The sequence below is a fragment of the Pseudomonas sp. GW822-FHT02G04 genome (assembly GCF_058802085.1).
This window is the reverse complement of sequence record NZ_JBXANU010000005.1, coordinates 103,455-129,064: the sequence shown is the minus strand read 5'-3', so window position 1 is coordinate 129,064 and position 25,610 is coordinate 103,455. Positions and strand designations below refer to the sequence as shown.

The following is a 25,610-nucleotide window of genomic DNA, read 5'->3' as shown; positions in this document are numbered from 1 at the left end:
TCATGACGCACTCTTGGTGAATCCGCCAAACCAGGAACGTTCACTGGCCCATCGACCATTCGCCAGTCACTGCCATTTCATTTTCAGGGTCCATGCCTTCAGCTTGCACGCCCGCGTCGCCGCTTTCCGTACCTGACGCCCTACCATCGTCCCGAACCACCGGCTCCATGCGATAAAGCGTACCGATCAGGCTGACCGACAACCCGCTGACATCAACCATCCACTGCAGAACTTGCTCGGGTGCCGGGCCGCCCTGCATCGCCCGGTGCAACTCCGGCAGCGCCACCAGCATGCCGGGGTGGCACTGTCGGAGAAAATGCTCCAGTGCCGCGCCGTTATCGACAAAAGGGGCGAACAGCAGACACACCAGTTGGGCTTCACTCAAACCGAGATTCTTTTGTGCCTCGGCCGTCGCCAATCCGCGCTGATCGGCCATTGTCAGCGGATTGCCGAAGGTCTCCATTGCCTGCTCGCAAAAACGCTCGGGCAACTGTTTACGGCGCATCATCACCAGCGCCCGTTGCAGGTACTCGATGACGCCCTCCTCGTAGGTGCGACCGTGTACAAAGCGCGCTTGCAAGCCCCGAAGGTGCGCGGATATCGACAGGCTGACATGGTCGTTATCACTGAGTTGAGCCGTCAGTTCGTCAGGTTGAAACCCGAGGAAGTCCGTGAGCAGCGGCCAGCGCTCTTCCAGGTTGCTGACCAGCATGTCGTGAATGTCGATGAAGGTCGTGCGGCGGCAGGCTTCAAAGCGGTCGGCAGGACGCCATGCAGCCTGAGCAGCGTCAGGATAAAACTCGCGATAGCAATCACTGCCCAGTTCATCGAGCCGCGCGAACAATCCCTCGTAGCCCCCTTCATCGTGGTTCGGCGGCGCAAGCCCGGCCTTGGCCGCGGCACGGTTCAAGCCATCGAGAAACTGCGCCTGCCGACGGGGTGAATCGCTACTGACCATGACATCGACGCCGTTGTCCCAGCGGGCAATTTGTCCATAAAACTCACCCGTGGCCAGGTACCCGTCGTCCCACAACTCAAGCGGCCCGTTCCAGGCACGACGGTGCCCCACCATCAGCAGGTTGAGCCGATTCGACTCGCGGCCGGCTTCGGAGATTGGCCCCAGGTGGTTGAATGGCAAGACTTCACGATTATCGACCATCAACATTTCGACCCGAGGATCGTCGTAGAGAAACAATGCACTGCTGCTGCGATGGATGTTTTCCAGCGCTGTCGCAGCCGTGCCATTCAAGCGCAAAGTGGCCACTCGCAGCTGAAACGTCGCCGGTGCCCGACCGGCGATACTCAGTTGCGCAGCGCGCAGCAGCGCCAGTGTGTAGCAGCTGTCGCGGGACCCGGACTGGATCGCCAACACCTTGTAATCGCCGATACGCTCCATACCTCCAGCCGACACCACCAGGCGCTGAATCATCAGTTGCAATGCCGTGCGCTCGGCGCGAGAGAAAAAACTCAGCAAGCGCTGCAGTACTTGTTGATAAACATAATTCATTGCCTGTTCATGGGTATGGGTCATCATTGTTTACCTGTTACTCATAAGTTCGACGCCACGCAAACAATTACATGTACTGCGCGACGGATTGCCTGTCATGAATGGGGTGGCGGGGCTGTTATCAAATGCTAGCACTTAAGCATTGTGTAATTATTTGAAATGGTTGCATGTCTCGGGGACCTCAATCAGGGCTGGATCGCCGCAACGCCCAGCAGGGCTGGCGCTTTTCGGCCCCGAGCGATTTCCTAGGAAATTTCCGACAACATCCCACAGACATGTAATACAAGAAATAAAGAAAGAAGTTGCCAATAAATGTATGACCGCCGAGCGGCGTCGAATTATTTGTTGAGCATGTATTGCCGATGCGCGTTGAAAAATTTCAACCTGATACCCAGCCATGACTCTTTCCTTGAGATGAAATAATCATTCAATTATCAGGGCTTACATAATGATTAGAAGATACAGATCGAGAGCAAAAACCAGTTCAGTTGCTGAACCGCCCCACCGAGGGATCGATGGGATGTCTCATTTTGGAGGTTTTGACAGCGGAAAAGTCCGTGCTTGCACGGACCTTTCCAGTGGGGCTTATACAAAGAGGCTCGTACGAAGAGCTCAGGCAGGTTCGACCTCGAGGGCGACCCGTTCGCGGCATGGGCATTCGTCCATGTAGCGGTGCGCTTCGACAAACTGGGAAAACGGGAATACCCGAGTCTTGAGCGGCAGCAGCACACCGTCTGCGGTCAACTGGTTGATGTCGCGCAGGGCACGTTGCAGTGCGGCCTGATCCTGGAGGATGCCCAGCTCCGGTTTGCCGGTGAAGTTGCCGATGCAGTGCACGAAGAACTGAATGTTCTTCTGGAACGCCGCGCAGGCCGGAAATGGCGTCTGGTTACCGCCTTGCAGGCCATAGAGCACCAAGCTGCCGCGAGGCGCGAGCACATCGCCGAGCAGCGACATCTGCGGGCCACCCAGGCCATCGAACACCACATCGACGCCGCGGTTGTCGGTAATTTTGTTGATCCGCATCAGCAGATCTTCTTCTTCGGTGACGATGACTTTCTCGGCACCCAGCGACAGCAGGTATTCACGCTCGTCCGCGGTTTTGGTCGCAGCAATCACTCGCACGCCGAGGGCTTTGCCCAGTTGCACGAACGACGGTCCGGCGCAGTGACTGGCGTCGGTCACCAGGGCGAATTGCCCGGGTTTGACGCGCGCCAGATCGGTATAGCCAAAATAGGCGACCAATAGCGGCGTGTAATGCACGCTGGCTTCGACCGGGCTGAGCACGTCCGGGTAGCGGGTCAGCGCCGTGCGCGGCAGAACGATCTGTTCGCCGTAGACCGGATAATCGTTGGGGCTTTCGGCCGGGAAACTGGCGACCTTGTCACCGACAGCCAGGTCATCGACACCCTCGCCAAGCGCCGTGACCACGCCGGCCATTTCATGACCCAGGCCTGAAGGCAGGCGAGCATGGGAGGAAGCCAGGTTCTGGCGCCAGAGAATGTCGTACCAGCTGATGCCAATCGCCTCGACACGCACCTGCACTTCGCCCGGCGCAGGCAGAGCGGCCGCATGCTCTTCGCATTTGAGCACCTCGGCTGGACCAAACTTGTGAAAACGGATCGTGCGGGACATCGCAAACCTCGTCAAAGTAACCTCTAATGCCCCGAACTCTATCTGGGCTTTCTACCCAAGACCATCAGTGGCTATTAATAGTCGACATGCCTGTCATTGATTCCGCAGCGACGGCGACATCATCCAATGCCGTAAAAACCGAAGCAGCCTTTCAGGGAAAACTGAATTACCCTGTGCAGAGTACCAGTCTTTCCCCGTAAGATTCACGCCGGCCATTGTTCTCATATGGTCGCTCACGTCAAGTTTGCTGAATCTGCCAGGACCCCAGATGAATCGTAATGACCTGCGTCGTGTCGACCTGAACCTGTTGATCGTTTTCGAAACACTGATGCACGAACGCAGTGTGACCCGCGCTGCGGAGAAATTGTTCCTCGGCCAGCCGGCCATCAGTGCGGCGCTCTCACGCCTGCGCGGGCTGTTCGATGACCCGCTGTTCGTGCGCACCGGCCGCAGCATGGAACCTTCCGCCCGGGCGGTAGAAATCTTCGCCCTGCTCTCGCCGGCCCTGGATTCGATTTCCACCGCGGTCAGTCGTGCGGCGGAATTCGATCCGGCGACCAGCACCGCGGTATTCCGCATCGGTCTGTCGGACGATGTCGAGTTCGCGTTGCTGCCGATGCTGCTCAAGCGGCTGCGTGCCGAGGCACCGGGCATCGTGTTGGTGGTGCGTCGGGCCAACTACATCCTGATGCCGAACCTGCTGGCCTCGGGCGAAATTTCCATTGGCGTCAGCTACACCGCCGACCTGCCGGCCAACGCCAAGCGCAAAGTACTGCGCCGCAGCATGCCGAAACTGTTGCGTGCCGACACAGTGCCGGGGCCGTTGAGCCTGGATGATTTCTGCGCCCGCCCCCACGCGCTGGTGTCGTTCGCGGGCGACCTGAGCGGCTTTATAGATGAAGAGCTGGAGAAACTGGGGCGCAAACGGCACGTAGTGCTGGCGGTGCCGCAGTTCAACGGGCTGAGCACACTGATCAGCGGCACCGACATCGTGGCCACCGTCCCGGACTACACCGCCGAAGCGTTGACCGCCGCTGGCGGCGTCCGGGCGGAAGATCCGCCGTTACCGGTGCGCAGCTTTGAATTGCACATGGCCTGGCGTGGGTCGCAGGATAATGATCCGGGTGAGCGGTGGTTGAGGTCGCGGATTCAGATGTTCTTTGGAGATCCTGAGAGTCTTTAATGCGAGATCGCGCACTTCAAAAAGCCCCGTCAGCGTCAAACAGCGTATAACCAATTGGCTGACGAACGGCGCACAGCAATGAAAACGCCACTCAAAGGAGTGGCGTTTATGACTGCAAGCGGGAATCAAGAGGTGTGTGCAACGGGCACCGAATGGATCCAGCCCGGCCACCGAGTGGCCTGTTGCTGGCAATACCTGGTCCGGAGCCAAGTCACTACTGTCGTCGCCACCATGACTCAAGTTGCATGACCACCTCGGGCAATGGCAGCGTTGCATCGATGCATATAACGTTGCTCCCGGCTTGAGGCGGTTCCAGATCGGCAAATTGACTCGCCACAAGGGTTGCCGGCATGTAGTGATCCGTGCGTGAGGACGCGCGCGCCTCGGCGACTGACTCAGGCAATCGCAGGAACACCGTCACCATGCAGCGAATACCGTTTCCCAGGACGTCGCGATAACACTGCTTCAATGCCGAACACGCCAGTATCGGCAAGCGCCCCGCGGTAATCGCGCCGTGCAACGCTTGGTTGAGAGACGCGAGCCAGGCAGCTCGATCAAGGTCGGTCAAAGAGATGCCCTGGCGCATTTTCCGAATGTTTTCTTGCGGGTGAAAGGTATCCCCCTCGATCAGCATGCCGCCCAGGGCATCGGCGATTGCGCGGGCGACACTCGACTTTCCACATCCGGCAACGCCCATCACCACAACGGCTACTGACGCATTGCCGGGTTCGCTAACATCCGTGCGGTCAATTTTTTTTCTCATCGCCGCACCTTCACCCAGGCCATGAGCAACGCCGAGGACAGCACACCGACGGTCATGAAAATATAGGCCGCTCCGGGGTTGCCGGTGAGGCCGATCAGGTAGCCAACAATCCACGAGCCCACAAAGGCGCCTAATGCCCCGCAGGCGTTGATCAAGCCGATCGCACCACCGAAGACATTGGACGGCAGAACTTCCGGGATCAGCGCAAAGAACGGTCCGTAAGGCGCATACAAAGCAGCCCCGGCGATGGTCAGCAAAGCAAACGACAGCCAGAAATGACTTGGGCCAAGCAAGTACGAACAGAAGAATGCCAGCGCACCCAGCGCCAGAAGCGGCCAGACAAAATGTTTACGCTGCTGGGATTTATCTGACGCCCAGGACACCACGAGCATGGCAGCCACAGCCGCGACATAAGGCACAGCGCTCAACCAGCCGACCGTGACAATATCAGCAGCTGCGGCCTGTTTGATGATCGTCGGTAGCCACATGATGAAACCGTAGACCCCGATGCTCCACAGCGCGTGGACGCAACACAGCTGGATCACCACCGGGCTGGTAAACGCCTGGCGGTAATTACGAACCACCTGCATGCCTTTCTGTTCGTCCGCCAGTGTCGCGGCCAGCTGGTTTTTCTCCTGCTGAGTCAGCCAGTCGACCTGCTCGGGCTTGTCCCGCGCCAGCCGCCACCAGACGAACGCCCACAATAACGCTGGCGCGCCTTCAATCACGAACATCTCGCGCCAGCCCCACGCGTGAATCAAATAGCCCGAGACCACCGACATCCAGAGCACGGTGACCGGATTGCCGAGGACCAGAAACGTATTGGCGCGCGAGCGTTCCTTGCGGGTGAACCAGTTACTGATGAAGATCAGCATGGCGGGCATCACCGCAGCCTCCACGATGCCCAGCGACACCCTGATCACCATCAACATCGGAATATTGGTTACCAGTCCCGTGGCCATCGCGCAGATGCCCCACAAGATCAGGCTCCAGAACACCAATTTGCGAACACTGTATTTCTGCGCGTAGATAGCGCCCGGAACCTGAAAGAAAAAGTAACCCAGAAAAAACAGGGCCCCGATCAACGAGGACATGCTTTTGGTGATACCCAGGTCTTGCTCGATCCCGGCGGCACTGGCAAAACCATAATTGGCGCGGTCCAGATACGCGAGGCTGTAGGTAATGAAAATCAGCGGAATCAGATACCGCCAACGCTTGGGTGCAAAGCTTTTGGATTTGACCTGTTGACGATTGTCGTCGGTAGCCTGCCTGTCAATGTCGACCAGCGGCGCTACCTGCTCTTTGAGATTGCTCATGGGTGTCCCCTATTGTTGTTTTTTAGCGACGGGAGTGACATTCAAACGACGCTTGTCAGGCCTCCGTCGACGAAGATCGTCTGGCCATTGATAAAGTCGGAGGCAGCGGATGCGAGAAATACGGCGGCACCACACAACTCCTCGACTCGCCCCCAGCGGCCTGCCGGCGTGCGCTTGCACAGCCATTGGGAAAACTCCGGATTGTCCACCAGGGCCTGGTTCATCTGCGTCGCGAAGTAGCCAGGTGCCAACCCATTGGCCTGAATACCGTGGCAGGCCCATTCGGCGCACATGCCCTTGGTAAGCATCTTCACGGCACCTTTCGACGCCGCATAGGGAGCGATCGTCGGGCGGGCCAATTCGCTCTGAACCGAGCAGATATTGATGATCTTGCCGCGACGCCGGGCAATCATGTGTCGGGCGACTGCCTGGGACACATGGAAGACGCCGTCCAGATTGACCCGCATCAATTCGTGCCAATCGTTCGCGGCAAAATCTTCCAGCGGTGCACGCCGCTGAATGCCAGCATTGTTCACCAGGATGTCGATGACTCCGGTCTGCGCTTCAAAGCTATTGATCACTTCGAAGACCTGAGCCTGATCGGTGACATCGAACACCGCGATCTCTGCGCTTACACCCTCGTCACGCAATTGACTGGCGATGAGTTGCGCTTTGTCACTATTGCGATCATTGATCACCACAGTGGCGCCGGCAGCTCCCAACCCTCTGGCCAGCTCAAGCCCGATCCCCTTGCCCGAACCGGTGATCAGGGCTCTGCGCCCGTTAAGCTGGAAGCTACTGATATTGAATGACATGCTGTTCTCCACAAATAGCCATTTATCTTTTTCGGCCTTGCCGTCACTTCATCGCAGCCCGGCGATCACGTCCAATCGTCATTAATGATCTCGTGATCAAAATTCATGATGATTGCGGCACGGGCTCTGAAAATCCGGAGTATTCAAATGGAAATCAAACACTTGCGATCATTTGTGACCTTGGCTCAGGAGCTTCACTTCGGTCGAGCCGCGCAGCAGCTGTCGATCGTTCAACCGGCGCTGAGCATGCAGATCAAGCTGCTCGAAGAAGAACTGGGGGTGCGCCTGTTCGAGCGCAATCGGCACTCGGTCGCCTTGACCGAAGTGGGACTGATTTTCCTCCCTGAGGCACGCGCGACCTTGCATCAAGCGGCCCACGCGGCGGACGTGGCCAGGGCGTCAGGGCGCGGCGAAATAGGTCACGTGCGTTTGGGTTTCGTCTCCTCGGTACTGCCCGAACTGCTGCCCACCTTGATCCGCTCGCTGCATGAGCGGTTCCCGCGGATTGAACTGGAACTCAAGGACATGCCGGGCCCGGATCAGACCGCGGCGCTGAAAAACGGTCAGCTCGATTTCGGCTTAATGCGTTTGCCGGCCGTGGCCCCGGGGATTCAAACCCTGGAAGTATTGCGGGAGACCTTCATAGTGGCCTTGCACGTCGATCATCCTCTGGCTGCGTGCGGCACGCTGCACCCCACAGCGCTGGCAAACGTACCCGTTTTCATCCTCGCCAGACGCTATGCACCCGGATTTTACGATGGCCTGATGCAAGCCGTGAGCGGCCACGGCACGCAGCTGGAAATCGCATCGGAACTGGGCGAGTTCACCACCATGCTCGCGCTGGTTTCCGCCGGGCTTGGCGTCGGGTTACTGCCCGCTCGTGCCGGGCGAGCCCTGCCCGCCAACGTGATCTCCAAGCCCCTGGAGTTGGGCGATTACCGGGCAACCACCGGCCTTGCCTGGGTTGATCTGAACAGTCCAGTGAAGTACACCGTATTCAACTTGGTGAACGAACTGCTGGCTGATCCCGCTGCCGCGCGTTTTCGCTAGCGAAATCAGCGGTGATAGGACAGCGATCGAATGGTGACAAAAACTGTCCACATAGCGCTATAGAGTCGTCTCCGTGATTACCTCAATCGTTAGTTGGAGTTTGGAGACGCATGATGAAACGCATTCAGTACAACAGGTACGGCGGGCCGGAGGTCATGCGGGTCGATGACTTTGACCTGCTCCCCCCAAGTGAAGGTGAGGTGGCGGTAAGGGTCAAGTTTGCTGCAATCAATCCGATTGACTGGAAGCTGCGCAGTGGACAGATGAAGATCGTCACCGGGAGGACATTACCTCGCGCAATGGGTATGGATTTTTCCGGCACAGTTTTATCGGTCGGCCCAGGCGTCAAGCGGCTGAAGGTGGGCGATGCGGTTTTCGGCCTGGCCCGATTCAAAGAAAGCGGCGCGTTTGGCGAAGCCGTCATCACAAAAGAAGCATTTCTAGCGCATAAACCCGATGATGTTTCGTTCGAGGATTCCGCGTGTCTGGGCACACCCGGTATAACCGCTTGGAACGGACTAATCGACAAAGCGAAGCTGCAAGCCGGCCAGCACGTTTTTGTAAACGGTTGTGCCGGTGCCGTAGGCGAAGCAGCCGTACAAATAGCGCTGATACATGGCGCTGTCGTCTCGGGCAGTTGCAGCGCCAAGGACATCCAGCGAGCAAAGTCGCTGGGGGTGCAGACTGTCTATGATTATCGGAGCACGCAGGTATCGAGTATCGCCACACGATTCGATTTGGTTTACGACACTGCGGCGACGCTACCGGTTTCGACAGGCGTTGGGATGTTGCGAGCGGGAGGCGTGTTTCTGGATCTGAACCCAGGCCCTGGCAAGTTTATTCGAGCTATTTTTGATCGCAGACTCAAACCAATCATCGGATCGCCGCGCGCTGAAATTCTGGATAAGCTTGCCAAAGCTGCCAGTGAGGGAAGCTTCAGGATCCCGATAGGAAAAACTGTTTCCCTAGGCGACGCTATTCAACTGATCGGGGAACTCGAAAAAGGTCGAAAACTCGGCGGTAAAGGCGTCATCGAAATGGAGTAGGAATGTCCAGAAGTGACCGATTGTTTGAACTGATGCAAGTTCTCCGCCGACATCGCAGAACGGTATCGGGACGGACACTCGCCCAGGAGTTGGGGGTGTCACTTCGCACCATACGTCGCGATGTACTGACACTGCAGGGTATGGGGGCCGACATCGAGGGTGAGCCTGGTTTGGGCTACGTTCTCAAGCCTGGATTTCTTCTTCCCCCTCTCTCATTTACAGAAGAAGAAATACAGGCGCTTGTAGCCGGCGCCCAATGGATCAGTCGTCAGATGGACGACAAGTTTGCCTTCGCTGTGAAAAACGCATTGGCCAAGATTAACGCCGTCTTGCCTTTGGAAATGCGTCCGGCCTTCGACGATGAGACATTCTACGTAAGTAGGCCCGCAACTCTTTCCACACCGATCGACTTAAGCGAAATCCGCCGTGCACTGCGCGACCAATGCAAGTTGCGTATCACGCTATCGATTGCTCATGCGCCTGTTGATGACCAAATTATCTGGCCGATCATGCTGGGGTTTATCGAAACCAAGCGTTCCCTGGCAGCATGGTGCGAGGCTGACAGCAAGTTCCGGGTGATAGACCTGGATGACGTCGCACACGCTGAGGTGCTTGTCGAACGCTACTCTCGTAATCGTCGCGGGCTGATTAAGGAATGGCGAGCTCAGGAAATCCTGCCTTGTAACAGCCGCGGCGAGACTTGCTGAACGGAGTCGAGCATACGTTGGTTGGAGCTTCGTGTGACGGAAACAAACAGTTCGCAAAAAGTCCCAGGGCGCGGGCCCCATCCATCCTCAGCGATGGGGGCAAAATTGTCGAGATCGTAGCAGGGGCGATCATGAAGCGACCGAGAACCACCACGAGCCATACTGGACTACCGTTTTTTATTTGATCTTGATCACGACTTTGCCTTTGGCGCGGCCTTGGGCTAAATATTCGAGCGCCTCCTTCGCTTGCTCGAACGCAAAAACCTTGTCGATCACCGGCCGGATGCGCTCAGACTCGAGCAGTTTGCCAATTTCGTTGAGTTGAGCACCCTCGGGGCGAGCGAAGAGAAATGAATACTCCACGTCTTTTTTTCTCGCCAGCCGCACGATCTTGCGACTCATCAACCCGAAGACAAAAACGAGGAAGACGTTCAACCGGCGAGCGCGAGCGAACGGTTTATCCAACGGCCCAACGAGGGAAACGATCTTGCCGCCAGGCTTGAGGATGTCGACGGACTTCTCGATCGCGTCCCCTCTGATCGTGCCGAGCACTAAATCGTAGCCGCGCAGCACTTTCTCGAACGCTTGCTTCTTGTAATCGATCACCTCATCTGCGCCCAGGCTGCTCACCATCTGGACATTGGCTGTACTGGTGTTGGTTGCCACCTTGGCCCCCAGGTATTTAGCAAACTGGATCGCAAAGGTACCAATGCCCCCGGATCCCGCAGGAATAAATACTTTCTGGCCTGGTTGAAGATCAGCGCGCTCCTTTAGTGCTTGCCACGAGGTGAGCCCTACCATCGGAATTGAAGCCGCTTGCACAAAGTCCAGGTTGGTTGGCTTTGGCGCAGCAACATTCTCAGGTACGACCGCAAATTCGGCGATTGACCCTGTGCCGAGGTCGAACACACTGGCAAAGATGGCATCACCTATCTTGAAGCGGGTTACGCTGCTCCCGACCTCGGCAACGACGCCAGCCAGATCGCTGCCCATAATGGCTGGCAATTCAAACCTCAAGATAGGCTTGAATATTCCTGTGGTGATCATGTTGTCGATGGGGTTTATTCCTGCAGCATGCACCTCGACCAGAATTTCGTTGGGCTTCAACTCTGGGCGAGGAACTTGAGCAAACCCGATTTCAGGCGATTTGCCATAGCGTTTGAAAGTAAGCGCTTTCATAGTGCTCTGATTCCGAAGGGTCGTTTGGTATGGGGGGAAGCTTGAGCTTCGACAAGATCCGCTCCAGGCCCCTGCTCTGCCGGGGCTAAGGAAAAAGTGTTTTTTCTCAATGGAACCTAAACGAATCTTTACGCAAGAAATTCCAGAGCCTTGGGTACGAACTCTGCGTGGTACTGGAAAACGCCGCCGTGCCCTGCGTCCTGATAGATCACGAGTTGCGCATGGGGTATGCGGCGGGCTATGTCGTAACTCAGTTCAGTCGGCACCATGATGTCGCTGTCTCCGTTGACGACCAGGACAGGCATCCGTAAGCGGCCAAGGTCTTGCGCCGCCTGCCTGCCCCAGGCCTTGATAGCGTTGAGTTGGCGAAATAGCGCGCGAGGAGTCGGCCCTTTGTCGCGGTCTGATTCGCGCTCCTTCAGCCTTTTCAGAAAAGCGCTGGCAGCTTGCCGGCCACTCTTCGTGGAGGTAAAGAACAGATAAGTCTTGGGATCGCGCAGCGTCAACAAACCCTTGAGCATCAGTGGCCAGGACAACGCACCGACGCGGTCGATGCCTTGTCCCCCCGCAGGGCCCGTGCCAGCGAGAATGAGATTGCGCACCAGACCTGGCGCCTTCAGAGCCAGGTCCTGCGCCACGAAACCGCCCAGCGAAAAGCCCAGCAAGTCGACCTGATCAAAACCCATCGTGCGAATCAGCGCGAGAGTGTCGCGGGCCATCTCATCTACGGTCACCGGTGCAACGCCGCCGGACAAACCGATTCCTCGATAATCAATAGCGATGACTCGGTGTTTACGGGCAAGACCATCGGCAATGCGCGGATCGACGTTATCCAGCACGGCGCCCCAATGATTGAGTAGAAAAACAGGGATGCCGCTGTTCAAACCCAACTCGCGGTACGCGAAGGCAGTCTCCCCCGCGATGACCAGGTTATTGGGTGCCTGGGCATAAGAGGTTGTCAATTGGGTAACCGGCGTCGAACTGCTCATCAGTGATTCCTCGGATTCGGGCAAGCGCGTGGTGAGGGTCAGACTTACGGTCGATAACGCTCGGCGGCATGGGCTTGTCGAATGTCGGACAGCAAGCCTTGGCGCGCCTGATCCAGCGCATCCCAACGGCCAGCCACGTGCAGCGGCGGGATTGTGACAAGCTCGCGGCGGTCGAACCCAACCAATGCGGCGTCTACCAATTCTTCAACCTCCATCACCTCGGAGATTGTGTTGAGGTCGATCCCTGCGCGCTCCCAGATTTCAGTTCGGGTTGCCGCCGGCAGTACTGCCTGGACGTATACGCCTTTGGGCGACAATTCCAGGTTCAGTCCTTGGGACAGAAACAGCACGAAGGCCTTGGTGGCGCCATAGATCGTCATGCCGAACTCGGGCGCGAAACCCACCACTGATCCAAGATTGACGATTGAGCCCGTACCTGACTGTGCAAAGCGTGGAGCGACCGCTGCTGCGAGGCGGGTCAAGGCCGTAATGTTGAGCGTGATAAGCCGTTCAATGGACTCAGCGCTCTGCTGGGCGAAACCGCCGGACTGAGCCATCCCGGCATTGTTTATCAAGATGCCAATGCGAGCGTCGTCGCGCAGACGCGTTTCGAGCGCGGCGAGATCATCGGGCTTGGTCAAATCGGCCTGGAGCACTTCGACAGCAACACCGCTGTCTTCTCGCAGGCGTCCGGCCAAGGCATGAAGGCGTGCCATATCTCGTGCGACAAGCACGAGGTCATGGCCACGGCGGGCGAAGCGTTCGGCGTAGATGGCGCCTATACCGGAGGAGGCGCCGGTGATGAATACGGTCGCAAGCTTTGTCATGAGGTAATTCCTTCGAAAATTGTTCTGACGTGAACTAAGCAGATAAGCGCTTCAGCCGGAGATTGTCGGGTAGTCGGTATAGCCGACAGCGCCGCCACCATAGAGCGTGGCCGGGTTGGGCTGCGCCAGCGGCGCCCCGGTTTTCAAGCGTTCAACCAGATCGGGATTGCTGATGAACGAGCGGCCGAAGGCGAAGAGGTCTGCCTTGCCAGCGTTGAGACGGGTCGTGGCAAGTTCCAGGTTGTAGCCGTTGTTGGCCAAGTAGGTCTGCTTGAACCGCTGGCGTAGTGCGTCGTAGTCGAACTCGGCCACATCGCGCGAGCCGCCGGTCGCACCTTCCACTACATGCAGAAAGGCTATGTTCAGAACATCGAGTTGCTCGGCGATGTAGTCGTATTGCGGTTGCGGATCGCTGCAGGAAATTCCGTTGGCAGGCGAGACCGGTGAGATACGCACTCCGGTGCGACTGGCGCCGATTTCTTTCACCACGGCGCTGACAACGTCAATAAGCAGGCGTGCGCGGTTCTCGATCGAGCCGCCGTAAGCATCAGTACGCTGATTGGCGCCATCCTTGATGAACTGATCCAGCAGATAGCCGTTCGCCCCGTGAATCTCCACACCGTCGAAGCCTGCGGCAATCGCATTGGCCGCCGCTTGCCGAAAGTCGTTCACGATGCCTGGCAGTTCGCCCAGCTCGATAGCGCGTGGTTCGGAGACGTCGGCAAATCCGTTATTGACGAAGGTCTTGGTCTGCGCCCGGATCGCTGAAGGCGCGACTGGCGCTGCGCCGCCTGGTTGCAAGTCAACATGAGAAACGCGGCCTACATGCCAGAGCTGTACAAAAATGCGTCCACCCTTGGCATGCACGGCATCCGTGACCTTACGCCAGCCTGCCATTTGCTCGGGCGTGTAAAGACCGGGCGTGTCCTGATAGCCCTGAGCCTGGGCTGAGACCTGCGTAGCCTCGGTGATGATCAACCCGGCCGAAGCACGTTGGGCATAGTAGGTCGCGGTCAGTTCACTCGGGACCAATCCAGCGCCTGCACGGTTGCGGGTCAACGGCGCCATCACGATGCGATTAGCGAGCGTCAGGTCACCCAGGACGTAGGGTTGGAACAGCGTTTTCTCGGTCATTTTGTTTAACTTCAGGTATTGAGATGCTGTCAATGATTACGACCGAACTCTAAAATGTCAACAGTTTGATGTCGATCAACATCAATGTATAGTGACGCAATCACAGCTGGATAAACGTTGTTGGATGGGCGATGAAAGTCACTAAAAAACAGGCGCAGGCCAATCGGGCGCATATCGTTGAAACCGCGTCCGCGCTGTTTCGCGAGCGTGGCTATGACGGGGTGGGCATTGCCGATCTGATGGCGGCGGCTGGCTTCACTCAGGGGGGCTTCTACAAGCACTTCCGCTCCAAAGCCGACCTGATGGCGGAATCGGCAAACTGCGGCATGACGCAATCCGCTGCGCTTACAGTGGGTGCTTCTGCGTCTGAATTCGTTAAGGTTTATCTCTCTCGCGAGCATCGCGATAATCGCGCCGCGGGCTGCACGATGGCCGCGTTGTGCGGGGATGCTGCCCGTAAAGAGGAAGAAGTCCGAGCCACGTTTGCTGCCGGCATCGAGGCCCAGCTCGCGGCGTTACAAGACGAATCGGACAGTGCGGATTCAGCTCAGGCACGTGCCAAGCGCCTCGCTTTAATGGCTCACGCAGTCGGCGCAATCGCTCTGTCGCGCGCCTGCCCTGACGACTCGCTGCTTGCCGATGAGATTCTCTCGGCCTGCCGCGACGCCATCCTCGCGTCGTTGATGCCATCTGGCACTGAGCCGGACGCGCCCTTGCCCGAACTCAATGCACGTTAACAAAACGGTTTGAATCTCATTGCGAGCCATTGGCAAAGCAATGGCAACGCACCTTCGTCGGACGTCACCACTGTCTTCAAGAGCGGTAGCGTGCAGCGGGTTGGGAGTTGCTGAAACCTTGTGCCAAGAAGCCGCGTCCGCACTCGAAAGCTTCCCATGCCGCAACGTCAGGTACAGGTGGAATGGTGACCAACTCCTTACGATCAAAACCAACCAGTGCCGCATCCACGAGATCATCAACTTCCATCACGTCGGGCACCTTGCTGATGTCGCCGCCCGCACGTTCGTAAATTTCTGTACGTGTAGCAGCAGGCAGCACGGCCTGGACGTAAACGCCCTTCGACGCGACTTCTGCTGCCAGGCTCTGCGAGAGCGTCAGCACGTAGGACTTAGTGGCCGCGTAGATACCGGGGGAGTATTCAGGTAGAAGGGCCAGCACGGACGCGATATTGATGATCGAACCGCTGCCACGTTTCACCATGCCACCGATGACAGCAGACGTTAATAAGGTTGGGGCAAGGACGTTAAGTCGAAGTAACGTGTACATCTCGACAGGTTCGGCTGTCGCGAAATCACCCATCAATGCCGCTCCGGCATTATTGACGAGAATATCAATCGATGGCTCTGAGCGCAGTCGCTGAAGCACCGGCTCGATCTGCATGCCGTCGGTCAAATCTGCGGTAATGACTTCGATGGAAACACCATGTTTGTCACGTAACTCGGTGGCGAGGACGTTGAGTTTGTCAGTCGCGCGAGCGACGAGAACAAGGTCACGGCCACGAGCGGCAAATCGGCGAGCATAAACAGAGCCGATGCCACTCGATGCGCCAGTGATTAGTGCAGTTGTCATGTCTACATTTCCTGTTTTTGGCTTTTACAACTTTGCAAGCCGTAGAATATTGAACATAAAAGTTATACTTGAAAAAAATTCAACGAGATCAATAGCCCACGAATCATCCACGCGCTTTCAAATGAAGCATAGAGTAGTGTTCGTAGTGCCCAACACCGTTCTTCACAATAGGATCCTGCGATGTGATAGCTGCGATATCCTGATCATCCGGAATTTGGTACAGCGAAACGCCATAGCCGCCAGCATCATCAATCACCGGGCCGTGAGCCACGACGACGCCCTGTGCAAGAAGCTCATTCAGATAAATGCCATGTTGAGTCATCCACTGACGCTCGTCGACAGTCATTGTTGCCAGGAAGTCCGCACGCGGCGGGATATACTTGCAAAGATAATATTTCATAAACGAGTCCTCGTTATGCAATGGTCAAAAGCTTGCGCACGTGGCCGCGAAGACAGAAGATGGCAGATTCTGAACACATCTGAATCACTGCAAACAACAGAGCCTTATAGACTCTCTATAACTTTTTGCCCGATGCAACGCTCTTGAGTATTGAAATCTCAAACATTTTTGGCAGGTAACTTTGAAGGAATAGAATCATGCCAGCCATTTTCGCCACAGGGTTGCTAAACTTTGGTTCCTTCGCCTCGATAAGCTTGGTAATTGCACTCACAACGGCGTGCGGCGATTCTGCTTCATCTATACCTTTTTGGGTTACCAGATTCACTTTTGTACGGTAAAGATCGTAGTCTGCAATCTTGCCATCAGTTACCGAGAAGGCATTCAGACCAAGATTGGTTTTAAACCAACCTGGTTCAACCACACTGACTTTTATATTGAATTGACTCAACTCGAAGCGCAAAGATTTAAAATACCCTTCCACCGCGTGCTTTGATGCCGAGTAATAAGAAAGATTCGGCGGACCTATCAAGCCTACCATTGAGCTGATCGTGATGATTTTGCCATTTTTTTGCTTCCGCAAATGCGGCAACACAGCATTTGTAATCTTGACGGTACCCCAGAAGTTTGTTTCAAACTGCTGTCGACCTATTTCTACAGGTGTCTCCTCCGCAATACCCGTAACCATGTAGCCAGCATTGTTGACCAATACATCCAGGATTTTGATACTTTTGAACAGTTCGTCAGCAAAAGACTGAATAGAGCTATCATCATCTATATTTAAACGCAGTAATTTGAATGGAACTCTACTTGCATATTTCTCCGGATTACGACTGGTACCAATGACATTGAAACCCTGCTGATGAAGATTAGTCGCAAGAGTCAAGCCGAAACCCGATGAAGCACCGGTGATTAAAACTGTCTTTTTCATCTGACTACCATTAGTGGGAAGAAAAGCGCAAAACCCGTTTTGTTCTCGAAGATGCTTTGTCTGTATTTTTGCGATACCGACGCAACCATCGAGATCGGGCAATCCATCGTCTCAGATAGGACATACATTGCTCGCATAGTGAACGATTAGCACTCGCCTAACGCGCCAACTTGACCTCGAAAGGCGCCAATTTTGCCCCGGCGTTTCTGGCGCCATCCGCCGTTGTCGTGGCGTGATTGGCCACCTAAACTGAGCCATTGGATACTGAAAACGAATCTCCCCATGAGTGAAATAAATTCCCCATGAGTGATAAACGCAGCTCAACTTTGGACTATTCAGTTTGGCCAGGATGGCGGTTATTGATGCAAGACGCGGGACTGGCAACGGCTCCCGTTTTGCGTCGGGCCCAATTACCAGGCGATTTGTTTACGCGACAGAACGTTCGCCTGGACTCGGCAAGTTTCTTCAAGCTTTGGGAGGCTATCGAAGCAGAGGCCAAATCTATAAACGCGGACTTGCCCGCACCTCTGCAAATCGCTCGAGTAATGTCCTCAGACTGGTTTGATCCGGAGCTTTTTGCCGCGCTGTGCAGCGCCAACATGGGCAGCGCCCTCGACCGGATTGCCAAATATGTGAGGCTAATCGCTCCGATGGTGATTCGGGTCGTGCAGACTAGCGCGCATACCACCGTCACGATGGAATTTTTAGACCCCTCAGAGCCGCCGCCAAACGTGTTTTTGGCGTTCAAGCTCGTGTTTTTTGTTCAGCTGGCAAGGTTGGCGACACGTAGCCCTGTTCAACCGTTGCAAGTGAGCTGGCCTTCGCCGCCGACACTTGAATTGGACTCAGATGCGTATCTGGCCTACTTCGGCGTTCCTGTAACTAACGCTCCACAGGCCAGCGTGGTATTTGCAGCCGCGGACGTCGAGCGCCCCTTCCTGACGGAAAACCATAAGATGTGGCTGTTCTTTGAGCCCAGTCTACGTCAGCGGTTGTCCGACCTGGACAGGACATCCGGTATGGTCGAACGGGTACGCAGTATGCTTCTTGAATCTTTGCCGGCAGGCGAAGTATCAATGCAGGCGGTCAGTCGAAAACTCGGGGTCAGTACCCGCACTCTTCAGCGCAGACTGCAGGATGAAGGAACTACCTTCCAGCAGACGCTGGATACGTTGCGCGATTCCTTGGCACATCACTACTTACGCAACACGGCAATGTCGAGCGCAGAGATCTCGTTTCTCTTGGGGTTTGAGGACTCCAACTCCTTTGCTCGCGCATTTCAATCGTGGACAGGAAGTACACCGCGTACGGCGAGATCTCAGATGGTTAACAGCAGTTACTCCCTACCTGCCAATTCAGCAAAAAAGCAAAAGGACTGAGTTGGCTAAAGGGTCAAGATGAAAGGCTAAAGCTTTGCTTACCTTGACGTTAGGTTTAGGAATACAACGCCCCATGCGCGCCGTCGCAAGACCGACACGATTAAGGTAAACGGGCCCACTCACTCACCGTCTGAAATGTCGAATCAAACAAGTTGAATCCACAGTCGACAGCAGACAGTCAGGAGAGACCGCTTCCGCCCTATAGCAGAAGACGATTCGCAATTGTTCGTGCACCGCATGCGGGTTGGGCAAACTCGCTCCCTATCGCTCAAGTACACCGCGCTATTGGGGCAGATATGGGGGCAGCACCTATAGATTTAGGCCTAAAAGCATCGCTCTAGAGCCCTGTCAAAATGTTCTTCGGCGACCCTGAAAGCCTTTGAAAGGGGCTGGCACATCTCTGCTCGAGTCGGCCGCTTGGCGATCTCACGGTCAGCGAAAGATCGCCATTCGCAGCTGTCACTTATTTACTGCAAGCGCATTCGTTTTATGTCCCTCTGCGGCGGCTCTCCGAACAGACGGCTGTATTCGCGACTGAACTGCGACGAGCTTTCATAACCCACCAATCCTCCCGCACTGCTTGCGTCGACATTCTGACTTAGCATCAACTGTCGAGCCGCTTGCAGCCGCAATTGTTTCTGATACTGCAGCGGACTCATGCCTGTTACGGTGCGGAAATGCTGGCGAAAGGTAGACGGACTCATATGGGCATTCGCCGCCAAGTCGTCCATGCGTAGCGCATGGCGAAAGTTAAGTTTCAGCCAGGCAAGCGTCTTGGCGATGTGTTGGCTCGGTGAGCCCGCGGCGACGACATGTAGCAACTGCGAACCATGAGCGCCGCTTAACAGGCGAGCTATGATCTCTTCCTTGATCAACGGCGCGAGTGTTTCAAGCAGTTCAGACTCGCTGAGCAGTCCGACCAATCGCCCCAGTGCATCAAGCACCGCGGCGTCCAGCGCCTGTACGGTGATAGGCCGGAACCCTTCATCCTTCATGCGCGGTGACAACCGCATGCGCTCGGCCAGCTGTATCACCGAGGCGCTGTCGAACGTAAGCATCAGGCCCAGAAACGGTTGTGCGACGCTCGCTTGGGTCACATGTGAAATGACCGGTAGGTCAACGCTGGTAACCATGGACTGCCCCGGTGCGTAACTAAGCACTTCCTCCCCCACCATGACCTGCTTGCAGCCTTGCAAGGTCACCCCAATCCCCAGTCCGTAAATACAGTGCACAGGCGCAGTGGAAGACTTGCGTCGATGCAGGCTCAGGCCGGGAACGGCGGTGATCAGGTCGCAATCACTGCGCACAATCTGGCTGACGACGCCGGCGAGGCGACTTGTGTTGGTGGCAACTTGGTGATTTTTGGTAGCAGGCTGCACAGTGCTCTCCTCGAAAACATGAAGTCGATAGATACGGCAAACCAGCGGCCGGTGCCGAGGCGATCACAGGCAGTGTGGCCAGTGCGGTTCCGACTTTGAGCATGTTTCGGCGGCTTTGCGAAGGCGAGTTGCGACTGCAAAGACCTGGCACTGAGCCCGACCGTGGACCTATAGCGGTACCGCACCGATCTGCTGAAGAAGACCCAGCAGGTCAGGCTGCCCATGCTCTTCAACTATTTGACCATCGGCGAACCGATAGAAATTTACCGCCTTGACTTCGATAGTCTTTCCGGAAGGTGGAACACCCAGGAAGCTTCCAAGATGTGTACCGCGCATCGTGAAGCGCGCGGCCACCCTGTCGCCCTCAATAATCAATTCCTCAAGCGTCCACTGAATATCTGGAAAGCCTGCGCGCATCATCGCAATGATCTCCTGATATCCGTCCGGCCCCCGCAAAGGTTCAGAACGCCCCGGGACGAAAAATATCGCCTGCGCAGAGATCAACTCCCCGGCCAACTCATCGCTCGCGGTGTTTATGAAATCAGTGAAGCGCTTCATCAGAAGCTTTTTTGATCCCGTTTCCATGATGGTTTCCCTTTTGATGTGAGTCGCTTGTGAAATACCGCCTCGACCTCGTTAGAAGGGCTACTCATAGAGAGCCCCTCGCTGAAGATCCCTTAAGCCTGGTCGGTGGGCATGATCCACAGCTCGCTGATGGCAGCGTGACGTGGCCGGGTGACCATGTAAGTCACACCGTCGGCGATGTCCTCGGCCTGCAGCACCTCGGTGGTCTCATAGAACGTATCGATGCTGTCGCGCATCGTTCCGCTGTTATGCGAGCCCAACTCCGTATCAACACCGCCCGGCTCCAGCACACCCACGCGGACATGCTTCTTGGTGATCTCCTGACGCAGGGATTCGGTGAATCCGTTCACGCCGAATTTGGTCATGTTGTAGACGCCATAGTTGGCCCAGGCTACACGGCCAGCGATCGATGAGATGTTGACGATATCGGCGACCCGGCGAGGCCCGTCTTCGGCAGCAGCCAGCAGGTGCGGCAAAGCTGCGTTGGTCATGTACAACAGACCTTTCTGGTTGATCGCAATCATCCGCTCCCATTCCTCGGGATCGGCGCCGACAATAGGGCCAAGCAGCATCAGCCCTGCGTTGTTGACCAGAATGTCCAGCCGCCCGAACCGTTCGACGACCGTCTGAACAGCCACCTCGGATTGAGCGCGGTCAGTGATATCGGCGAGCACCGCGAGGGCGCTGCCACCTGCCGCCCGAATTTGCGCAGCGAGAGCATCCAATCGGTCTTGGCGGCGAGCAATCAGGGCGACTCTGGCGCCCCGTGCCGCGAGCGCCCGCGCGGTGGCGTAGCCAATTCCGCTACTGGCTCCGGTGACAATGGCGACGGTGCCCGAGAGTGTTGATGTCATGAATGTGTCCTTTGCGAACCAAGGAGAGAACTGAGCGTCAGGCGTCATTGTGAGCAAGAGAGGACGACAACTGACGGTAGGCGTCGGCCTGTGCCAGTAACGCATTGGCCTTGGCCTCAAAGGTCTGCACTGCATCGGAGCCCGCGGCGAAACGAACCGGCGGCTCGTCGAGCCCTGCCAGCTGCACAATCGCGTCGGCGAGCTTGGCAGGGTCACCGCCCTGTTTGCCGTCCATGCCACTCCAGGCTGTGACGGTCTCTCGCGTGCGCTGGGCATAGTCGTCGATGGAAGGTAGCGCGTAGGTGGTGGAATCGGCCGTCAGCAGTTCTGTGCGGAAGAAACCTGGCTCGACCAACATCGTGCGAATGCCGAAGGGTTCGATCTCTGGCGCGAGCGACTCGATCCATCCTTCGAGGCCGAATTTTGCCGCCGCATAGGCCGTGCAGAACATACCGCCAGCGATACCCGCCGTGGAGGAAATGGTCAGCAACAGACCCGAGTGCTGCTTGCGCATCACCGGCAGTGCTGCACGAGCGACGTTCATCGGACCGAACAGCAGCGTCTCGATCTGGCTGCGCACCTGTTCCGAGCTGAGCTCTTCGAAGAAGCCCGCATAGAAGTTACCCGCGTTGTTGACCAGTACATCAATCCGTCCGAACTTGCCGATAGCGGCCTCGACGGCGTCTTGGGCGTCATCGGGACGGGTGACATCAAGCTTGATAGCCAACAAGTCTTCATGTTCACCGATTGCCGCCAGTACTCTCCCGGCATCACGGCCGGTGGCAACGACGGCATGTCCGGCAGCGATTGCCGCTTTGGCGATGTCTACACCCAGTCCACGGCCAGCACCGGTGATGAACCAAACTTTTTTCTCAGTCATGTGATAGTTCCTTTTCTAACGAGTGCCTATTGTGTCGAGCCTCTCCTTTTGGTTGCTGCATCAATCGGCGTATTCATTGCCTAAAATGACGAATCTTGTGTCAGTTTACCCCTCTTCGCTCTGACCTCTCGCAGCAGTCCTTCACGGCTCGCGAAGGGGCCCTCCTTGGGCGAACTACGAATCGCAAGCAACGAGAACGCAGCGACTCGGATCTCCAAGTCCTCCACCAGCTTTTAAAGTATGCGTCGACCAATAGCCCATAGCGCTGCCCAATCCAGCTCTTTCATTGCCTGATTCAATCACCGTTTCAGGAACTTCAAGTGTCGTGAGTCGCGCGCTTTGAACGCTCAACTCATCCGTCAAATTGGGCAATCATTGAAGCGGATCGCGCAATCGACCCAGGCAGTACGGCGCTACAGTTGGCAAATGCCCAGAACACTGATCCCACTCATTCATGGAGAGCTGTCCCACTATGAGCGCCCTCAACATCAATGGCCGTGATTACACGGTTGACGTAGATCCTGGCACCCCGATTCTCTGGACTTTGCGCGACGCGCTGGGCATGACCGGCACCAAGTTTGGCTGCGGGGCAGCACTGTGCGGGGCTTGTACTGTCCACCTTGATGGACAGGCTGTTCGTTCCTGTGTCACGCCTGTCGCAGCCGCCGAGGGCAGGAAGATCAGCACCATCGAAGCAACAACCAATGGCAGTGACCCCGTTGGCACAGCCGTGCACGAGGCATGGGTCAAACACGACGTGGCGCAATGCGGCTATTGCCAGAGCGGCCAGATCATGAGCGCGACGGCTTTCCTCAAGACCCAACACAAGGGCAAGCAACCCACGGCGGCCGAGATCGACTCGGCAATGGCCGGCAACATCTGCCGCTGCGGCACTTACGCTCGTATCCGCGCGGCGGTGGCTGATGCCGCCAAAGCCCTCGCCTGACTGGAGCTTGCCATGTTCAACGACATCTACCCGGACGAACTCCCCCGCACGTTGCAACACATGCTTGAACGCGACCAGATCGACGGCCCCAGCACACTCCCCCGCCGCAGTTTCCTGAAAATCCTTGGTGTCGGCGGCCTGGCGTTGGGGGCATTTCCTCACCTGGCCCTGGCGCAACAGCCTGGCGACAACCGGGCAGAAACTCTCAAGCCGAGTCAGCAACCTTCGGCATTCGTACAGATAGCGCCGAATGGGGAAGTAACGGTAACCATCAACCGGCTGGAGTTCGGACAGGGTGTGCAGACCGGCCTACCGATGATCCTCGCCGAAGAGCTTGATGCCGACTGGAGCCTCGTTCGCAGCCGTAACGGCACCAGCGACATCGCCTACCGGGACCCACTCTTTGGCATGCACCTCACCGGTGGCTCCAATTCGATCAAGAACAGCTATACCCAGTACCGCGAACTGGGTGCCCGCGCTCGCGCCATGCTGCTCGCCGCGGCGGCCGCGCGCTGGAATGTCGATGTGACCAGCCTAAGCACGCAATCCGGAATGGTGCTCGGCCCCGCGGGCCGCAAAGCGAGCTATGGCGAACTGTCGGAGGCCGCCATGGCGCTGCCTGTGCCCGAGACGATCACGCTCAAGGACCCCAAAGACTTCCGAATCATTGGCAATGCCACCACCCGCATCGATGCCAAGGCCAAGAGCAGTGGCCAGCAGGATTTCGGCATCGACATGAAACTACCGGGGCAACTAACGGCCGTGGTGGCCAGACCGCCAGTATTCGGTGCCAAAATTGCGTCTTTGGATGACAGTGCTGCACGTGCCATCAAAGGCGTGAAAGCTGTGCTGCGTGTACCGCTTGATGGGGGGGCTGAAGGCGTAACCGTCGTCGCTGACGGTTACTGGCAAGCCAAACAAGGGCGTGATGCGCTGAAGCTGCAATGGGATACGACGACTGTCGAAAAGGTCGATAGCGACAAGCAGTTGGCCGACTACAGAGAGCTGGCGGGTCGTCCTGGTCCACGGCTCTTCGAGGCGGACATGGCGCCACTGGAAACAGCACCACATCGATTGGAAGCTGAGTTCGTGTTTCCTTATCTGGCCCATGCGCCAATGGAACCGTTGAACTGCACAGTCAAACTGTCCGAAGAACGCTGCGAACTATGGGTGGGCACTCAGTTTGCCGGGGCTGACAGCGCGGCAGCCGCACGTGTACTGAACCTCAAGCCCGAGCAAATTCAAATTAATGTACAGACCGCTGGCGGTGGCTTTGGCCGGCGTGGCATAGCCACCAGCGACATAGTGGTGCTGGCATGCGAGGTGGCCAAGGCCGCGCGAATGGCCGGTTTGAGTGCACCGGTGCGCACCCTATGGAGCCGCGAGGACGATATCAAAGGCGGCTATTACCGCCCCATGCACCTGCACCGTGCTCGTATCGGTTTTGACGAAACCGGCAAGGTGCTGGCCTGGGACCACGTGGTGGTAGGACAGTCCATCATCAGCGGCACCATGTTCGAGGGGCGGGTGAAAAACGGCATAGACCCCACGGCAACAGAAGGTATGCGCGATCCCTATCCTCTGCCGATGCGCCTGACGGTGCATCACCCAAAACTCAACGTACCGGTGTTGTGGTGGCGCAGTGTGGGCTCCACCCACACAGCCTTCGTGATGGAGACGGTGATCGATGAGATCGCCCGAACAACCAAACAAGATCCAGTGGCTTACAGGATGAAACTTTTTGCCGATCAAAGTCCGCGCCATCGAGCTGCATTGCAACTGGCGGTGGACAAGAGCAAGTACGGCAAACGCGAGCTGCCTGCGGGTCGAGCCTGGGGCGTTGCGGTACATGAGTCGTTCAGTTCGGTAGTGGCTTACGTCGTGGAAGCTTCAGTGCAAAACGGCCGTCCGGTACTGCACCATGTGACCGCCGGCGTCCACTGCAACCTCGTCGTCAACCCACGCAGCGTTGAGGCCCAAGTACAAGGTGCTGCCCTTATGGGGCTGTCAATGTGCTTGCCGGGCGGTGCCATCACCTTGAAAGACGGCGTCGTGCAACAGAGTAATTTTGGTGACTTCAGCGTTCCGCGCATTACCGATATGCCGGAATTCTCCATTCATGTCGTGCCAAGCGCCGAGCCACCCACAGGGATGGGTGAACCCGGCCTTCCACCGTTGGCCCCTGCCTTTGCAAACGCGGTCGCACGCCTCACGGGTAAGTCGGTACGTGAGTTGCCCTTCAAGCTGACGTGATAGAGCCTGGGGGACTGTCAAGAACCTTAATCAGCCAGAGGCCCATCCACTTGGGAAAGCCTTTGGCAATAGGACCGGGATCGACGAGTCCCGACATACGGACTCGTGGTCCTCTCGGCTAACAACCATCACAGCCACTTTGCCGGTACTACGAATATGGGTATTTTCCTCGGTCGCTCGTGTTCTGGGTGCGAGCGGGAGCAATATTGGGGGCACACTAGGTTTTTTTGCCTTCAAAGCACTGACCTAAAGCCAAGTCAAAATGTTC

24 protein-coding genes are annotated in these 25,610 nt (G+C 56.8%); 8 read left to right on the top strand and 16 right to left on the bottom strand.

Annotated elements, in window-relative coordinates; translation table 11 throughout:
* Window positions 1–40: 40 nt before the first annotated feature.
* On the bottom strand, window positions 41–1,531 hold the full coding sequence (locus AC1RO5_RS09165) for a hypothetical protein (protein WP_493174617.1): 1,491 nt from the start codon (window positions 1,529–1,531) through the stop codon (window positions 41–43).
* 588 nt (window positions 1,532–2,119) lie between these two features.
* Complete coding sequence (locus tag AC1RO5_RS09160; protein ID WP_493174616.1) at window positions 2,120–3,142, bottom strand: zinc-dependent alcohol dehydrogenase family protein; 1,023 nt, start codon at window positions 3,140–3,142, stop codon at window positions 2,120–2,122.
* Window positions 3,143–3,410: 268 nt separating this feature from the next.
* On the opposite strand from AC1RO5_RS09160, the gene AC1RO5_RS09155 reads away from it, so the two are divergent.
* Complete coding sequence (locus AC1RO5_RS09155) at window positions 3,411–4,325, top strand: LysR family transcriptional regulator (RefSeq protein ID WP_007936649.1); 915 nt, start codon at window positions 3,411–3,413, stop codon at window positions 4,323–4,325.
* Window positions 4,326–4,539: 214 nt separating this feature from the next.
* Here the strand turns inward: AC1RO5_RS09155 and AC1RO5_RS09150 are convergent, their stop codons facing one another.
* The 3 genes from AC1RO5_RS09150 to AC1RO5_RS09140 are packed head-to-tail and all read right to left on the bottom strand — an operon-like array spanning window position 4,540 to window position 7,219.
* Complete coding sequence (locus AC1RO5_RS09150) at window positions 4,540–5,088, bottom strand: gluconokinase (protein ID WP_493174615.1); 549 nt, start codon at window positions 5,086–5,088, stop codon at window positions 4,540–4,542.
* Window positions 5,085–6,404 (bottom strand): MFS transporter, encoded by a 1,320-nt coding sequence (locus AC1RO5_RS09145; protein ID WP_493174614.1) that lies wholly within the window; start codon window positions 6,402–6,404, stop codon window positions 5,085–5,087. Before AC1RO5_RS09145 ends, AC1RO5_RS09150 begins: the two co-directional genes overlap by 4 nt.
* Before the next feature lie 41 nt (window positions 6,405–6,445).
* Window positions 6,446–7,219 carry an SDR family NAD(P)-dependent oxidoreductase gene (locus AC1RO5_RS09140; RefSeq protein WP_493174613.1) on the bottom strand — a complete coding sequence of 258 codons (774 nt, stop codon included), beginning with the start codon at window positions 7,217–7,219 and terminating at the stop codon, window positions 6,446–6,448.
* 147 nt (window positions 7,220–7,366) lie between these two features.
* Between AC1RO5_RS09140 and AC1RO5_RS09135 the strand changes: the two genes are divergently transcribed.
* The 3 genes from AC1RO5_RS09135 (at window position 7,367) to AC1RO5_RS09125 (ending at window position 10,022) form a co-directional block, all read left to right on the top strand.
* Window positions 7,367–8,269 carry a LysR family transcriptional regulator gene (locus AC1RO5_RS09135; protein WP_493174612.1) on the top strand — a complete coding sequence of 301 codons (903 nt, stop codon included), beginning with the start codon at window positions 7,367–7,369 and terminating at the stop codon, window positions 8,267–8,269.
* A 113-nt stretch (window positions 8,270–8,382) separates the two neighbouring features.
* Window positions 8,383–9,315 carry an NAD(P)-dependent alcohol dehydrogenase gene (locus AC1RO5_RS09130; protein ID WP_493174611.1) on the top strand — a complete coding sequence of 311 codons (933 nt, stop codon included), beginning with the start codon at window positions 8,383–8,385 and terminating at the stop codon, window positions 9,313–9,315.
* 2 nt (window positions 9,316–9,317) lie between these two features.
* Window positions 9,318–10,022: a helix-turn-helix transcriptional regulator gene (locus AC1RO5_RS09125; protein ID WP_493174610.1), complete on the top strand. Its 705-nt coding sequence runs from the start codon at window positions 9,318–9,320 to the stop codon at window positions 10,020–10,022.
* A 177-nt stretch (window positions 10,023–10,199) separates the two neighbouring features.
* Here the strand turns inward: AC1RO5_RS09125 and AC1RO5_RS09120 are convergent, their stop codons facing one another.
* From AC1RO5_RS09120 to AC1RO5_RS09105, 4 genes are all read right to left on the bottom strand, one after another.
* Complete coding sequence (locus AC1RO5_RS09120) at window positions 10,200–11,201, bottom strand: NADP-dependent oxidoreductase (RefSeq protein WP_493174609.1); 1,002 nt, start codon at window positions 11,199–11,201, stop codon at window positions 10,200–10,202.
* Between the two features lie 128 nt (window positions 11,202–11,329).
* Entirely contained in the window at window positions 11,330–12,190 is an 861-nt protein-coding gene (locus AC1RO5_RS09115; RefSeq protein WP_493174608.1) for an alpha/beta fold hydrolase, read from the bottom strand.
* Window positions 12,191–12,234: 44 nt separating this feature from the next.
* Window positions 12,235–13,017 (bottom strand): SDR family NAD(P)-dependent oxidoreductase, encoded by a 783-nt coding sequence (locus AC1RO5_RS09110; RefSeq protein WP_493174607.1) that lies wholly within the window; start codon window positions 13,015–13,017, stop codon window positions 12,235–12,237.
* Between the two features lie 51 nt (window positions 13,018–13,068).
* A complete protein-coding gene (locus AC1RO5_RS09105) occupies window positions 13,069–14,151 on the bottom strand; it encodes an alkene reductase (protein WP_493174606.1) in 1,083 nt (360 codons plus the stop codon).
* 131 nt (window positions 14,152–14,282) lie between these two features.
* On the opposite strand from AC1RO5_RS09105, the gene AC1RO5_RS09100 reads away from it, so the two are divergent.
* On the top strand, window positions 14,283–14,888 hold the full coding sequence (locus AC1RO5_RS09100; protein ID WP_493174605.1) for a TetR/AcrR family transcriptional regulator: 606 nt from the start codon (window positions 14,283–14,285) through the stop codon (window positions 14,886–14,888).
* 76 nt (window positions 14,889–14,964) lie between these two features.
* Here the strand turns inward: AC1RO5_RS09100 and AC1RO5_RS09095 are convergent, their stop codons facing one another.
* From AC1RO5_RS09095 to AC1RO5_RS09085, 3 genes are all read right to left on the bottom strand, one after another.
* Window positions 14,965–15,738 carry an SDR family NAD(P)-dependent oxidoreductase gene (locus AC1RO5_RS09095; RefSeq protein WP_493174604.1) on the bottom strand — a complete coding sequence of 258 codons (774 nt, stop codon included), beginning with the start codon at window positions 15,736–15,738 and terminating at the stop codon, window positions 14,965–14,967.
* A 103-nt stretch (window positions 15,739–15,841) separates the two neighbouring features.
* Entirely contained in the window at window positions 15,842–16,138 is a 297-nt protein-coding gene (locus AC1RO5_RS09090) for a YciI family protein (protein ID WP_493174603.1), read from the bottom strand.
* Window positions 16,139–16,253: 115 nt separating this feature from the next.
* Window positions 16,254–17,168, bottom strand: a complete 915-nt coding sequence (locus tag AC1RO5_RS09085; protein WP_493174602.1) for an SDR family NAD(P)-dependent oxidoreductase — start codon at window positions 17,166–17,168, stop codon at window positions 16,254–16,256.
* Window positions 17,169–17,428: 260 nt separating this feature from the next.
* On the opposite strand from AC1RO5_RS09085, the gene AC1RO5_RS09080 reads away from it, so the two are divergent.
* Window positions 17,429–18,445 (top strand): AraC family transcriptional regulator, encoded by a 1,017-nt coding sequence (locus tag AC1RO5_RS09080; protein ID WP_493174772.1) that lies wholly within the window; start codon window positions 17,429–17,431, stop codon window positions 18,443–18,445.
* Window positions 18,446–18,912: 467 nt separating this feature from the next.
* On the opposite strand, the gene AC1RO5_RS09075 is transcribed toward AC1RO5_RS09080, so the two are convergent.
* From AC1RO5_RS09075 to AC1RO5_RS09060, 4 genes are all read right to left on the bottom strand, one after another.
* Window positions 18,913–19,824, bottom strand: coding sequence for an AraC family transcriptional regulator (locus AC1RO5_RS09075; RefSeq protein WP_493174601.1), 912 nt, complete (start codon window positions 19,822–19,824; stop codon window positions 18,913–18,915).
* A 168-nt stretch (window positions 19,825–19,992) separates the two neighbouring features.
* On the bottom strand, window positions 19,993–20,409 hold the full coding sequence (locus AC1RO5_RS09070; RefSeq protein ID WP_493174600.1) for an ester cyclase: 417 nt from the start codon (window positions 20,407–20,409) through the stop codon (window positions 19,993–19,995).
* Between the two features lie 92 nt (window positions 20,410–20,501).
* Window positions 20,502–21,263 carry an SDR family NAD(P)-dependent oxidoreductase gene (locus tag AC1RO5_RS09065; RefSeq protein ID WP_493174599.1) on the bottom strand — a complete coding sequence of 254 codons (762 nt, stop codon included), beginning with the start codon at window positions 21,261–21,263 and terminating at the stop codon, window positions 20,502–20,504.
* Window positions 21,264–21,300: 37 nt separating this feature from the next.
* Window positions 21,301–22,143, bottom strand: coding sequence for an SDR family oxidoreductase (locus AC1RO5_RS09060; RefSeq protein ID WP_493174598.1), 843 nt, complete (start codon window positions 22,141–22,143; stop codon window positions 21,301–21,303).
* Between the two features lie 472 nt (window positions 22,144–22,615).
* Between AC1RO5_RS09060 and AC1RO5_RS09055 the strand changes: the two genes are divergently transcribed.
* Window positions 22,616–23,089: a (2Fe-2S)-binding protein gene (locus AC1RO5_RS09055; protein ID WP_493174597.1), complete on the top strand. Its 474-nt coding sequence runs from the start codon at window positions 22,616–22,618 to the stop codon at window positions 23,087–23,089.
* Window positions 23,090–23,101: 12 nt separating this feature from the next.
* Window positions 23,102–25,342 carry a xanthine dehydrogenase family protein molybdopterin-binding subunit gene (locus tag AC1RO5_RS09050; protein WP_493174596.1) on the top strand — a complete coding sequence of 747 codons (2,241 nt, stop codon included), beginning with the start codon at window positions 23,102–23,104 and terminating at the stop codon, window positions 25,340–25,342.
* The last annotated feature ends 268 nt before the right edge of the window (window positions 25,343–25,610 follow it).

Excerpts from the sequence above, each read along its gene's own strand:
- AC1RO5_RS09165 (WP_493174617.1), bottom strand. The coding sequence starts at position 1,531 with ATGACCCATACCCATGAACAGGCAATGAATTATGTTTATCAACAAGTA.
- AC1RO5_RS09160 (WP_493174616.1), bottom strand. The coding sequence starts at position 3,142 with ATGTCCCGCACGATCCGTTTTCACAAGTTTGGTCCAGCCGAGGTGCTC.
- AC1RO5_RS09155 (WP_007936649.1), top strand. The coding sequence starts at position 3,411 with ATGAATCGTAATGACCTGCGTCGTGTCGACCTGAACCTGTTGATCGTT.
- AC1RO5_RS09150 (WP_493174615.1), bottom strand. The coding sequence starts at position 5,088 with ATGAGAAAAAAAATTGACCGCACGGATGTTAGCGAACCCGGCAATGCG.
- AC1RO5_RS09145 (WP_493174614.1), bottom strand. The coding sequence starts at position 6,404 with ATGAGCAATCTCAAAGAGCAGGTAGCGCCGCTGGTCGACATTGACAGG.
- AC1RO5_RS09140 (WP_493174613.1), bottom strand. The coding sequence starts at position 7,219 with ATGTCATTCAATATCAGTAGCTTCCAGCTTAACGGGCGCAGAGCCCTG.
- AC1RO5_RS09135 (WP_493174612.1), top strand. The coding sequence starts at position 7,367 with ATGGAAATCAAACACTTGCGATCATTTGTGACCTTGGCTCAGGAGCTT.
- AC1RO5_RS09130 (WP_493174611.1), top strand. The coding sequence starts at position 8,383 with ATGAAACGCATTCAGTACAACAGGTACGGCGGGCCGGAGGTCATGCGG.
- AC1RO5_RS09125 (WP_493174610.1), top strand. The coding sequence starts at position 9,318 with ATGTCCAGAAGTGACCGATTGTTTGAACTGATGCAAGTTCTCCGCCGA.
- AC1RO5_RS09120 (WP_493174609.1), bottom strand. The coding sequence starts at position 11,201 with ATGAAAGCGCTTACTTTCAAACGCTATGGCAAATCGCCTGAAATCGGG.
- AC1RO5_RS09115 (WP_493174608.1), bottom strand. The coding sequence starts at position 12,190 with ATGAGCAGTTCGACGCCGGTTACCCAATTGACAACCTCTTATGCCCAG.
- AC1RO5_RS09110 (WP_493174607.1), bottom strand. The coding sequence starts at position 13,017 with ATGACAAAGCTTGCGACCGTATTCATCACCGGCGCCTCCTCCGGTATA.
- AC1RO5_RS09105 (WP_493174606.1), bottom strand. The coding sequence starts at position 14,151 with ATGACCGAGAAAACGCTGTTCCAACCCTACGTCCTGGGTGACCTGACG.
- AC1RO5_RS09100 (WP_493174605.1), top strand. The coding sequence starts at position 14,283 with ATGAAAGTCACTAAAAAACAGGCGCAGGCCAATCGGGCGCATATCGTT.
- AC1RO5_RS09095 (WP_493174604.1), bottom strand. The coding sequence starts at position 15,738 with ATGACAACTGCACTAATCACTGGCGCATCGAGTGGCATCGGCTCTGTT.
- AC1RO5_RS09090 (WP_493174603.1), bottom strand. The coding sequence starts at position 16,138 with ATGAAATATTATCTTTGCAAGTATATCCCGCCGCGTGCGGACTTCCTG.
- AC1RO5_RS09080 (WP_493174772.1), top strand. The coding sequence starts at position 17,429 with ATGCAAGACGCGGGACTGGCAACGGCTCCCGTTTTGCGTCGGGCCCAA.
- AC1RO5_RS09070 (WP_493174600.1), bottom strand. The coding sequence starts at position 20,409 with ATGGAAACGGGATCAAAAAAGCTTCTGATGAAGCGCTTCACTGATTTC.
- AC1RO5_RS09065 (WP_493174599.1), bottom strand. The coding sequence starts at position 21,263 with ATGACATCAACACTCTCGGGCACCGTCGCCATTGTCACCGGAGCCAGT.
- AC1RO5_RS09060 (WP_493174598.1), bottom strand. The coding sequence starts at position 22,143 with ATGACTGAGAAAAAAGTTTGGTTCATCACCGGTGCTGGCCGTGGACTG.
- AC1RO5_RS09055 (WP_493174597.1), top strand. The coding sequence starts at position 22,616 with ATGAGCGCCCTCAACATCAATGGCCGTGATTACACGGTTGACGTAGAT.
- AC1RO5_RS09050 (WP_493174596.1), top strand. The coding sequence starts at position 23,102 with ATGTTCAACGACATCTACCCGGACGAACTCCCCCGCACGTTGCAACAC.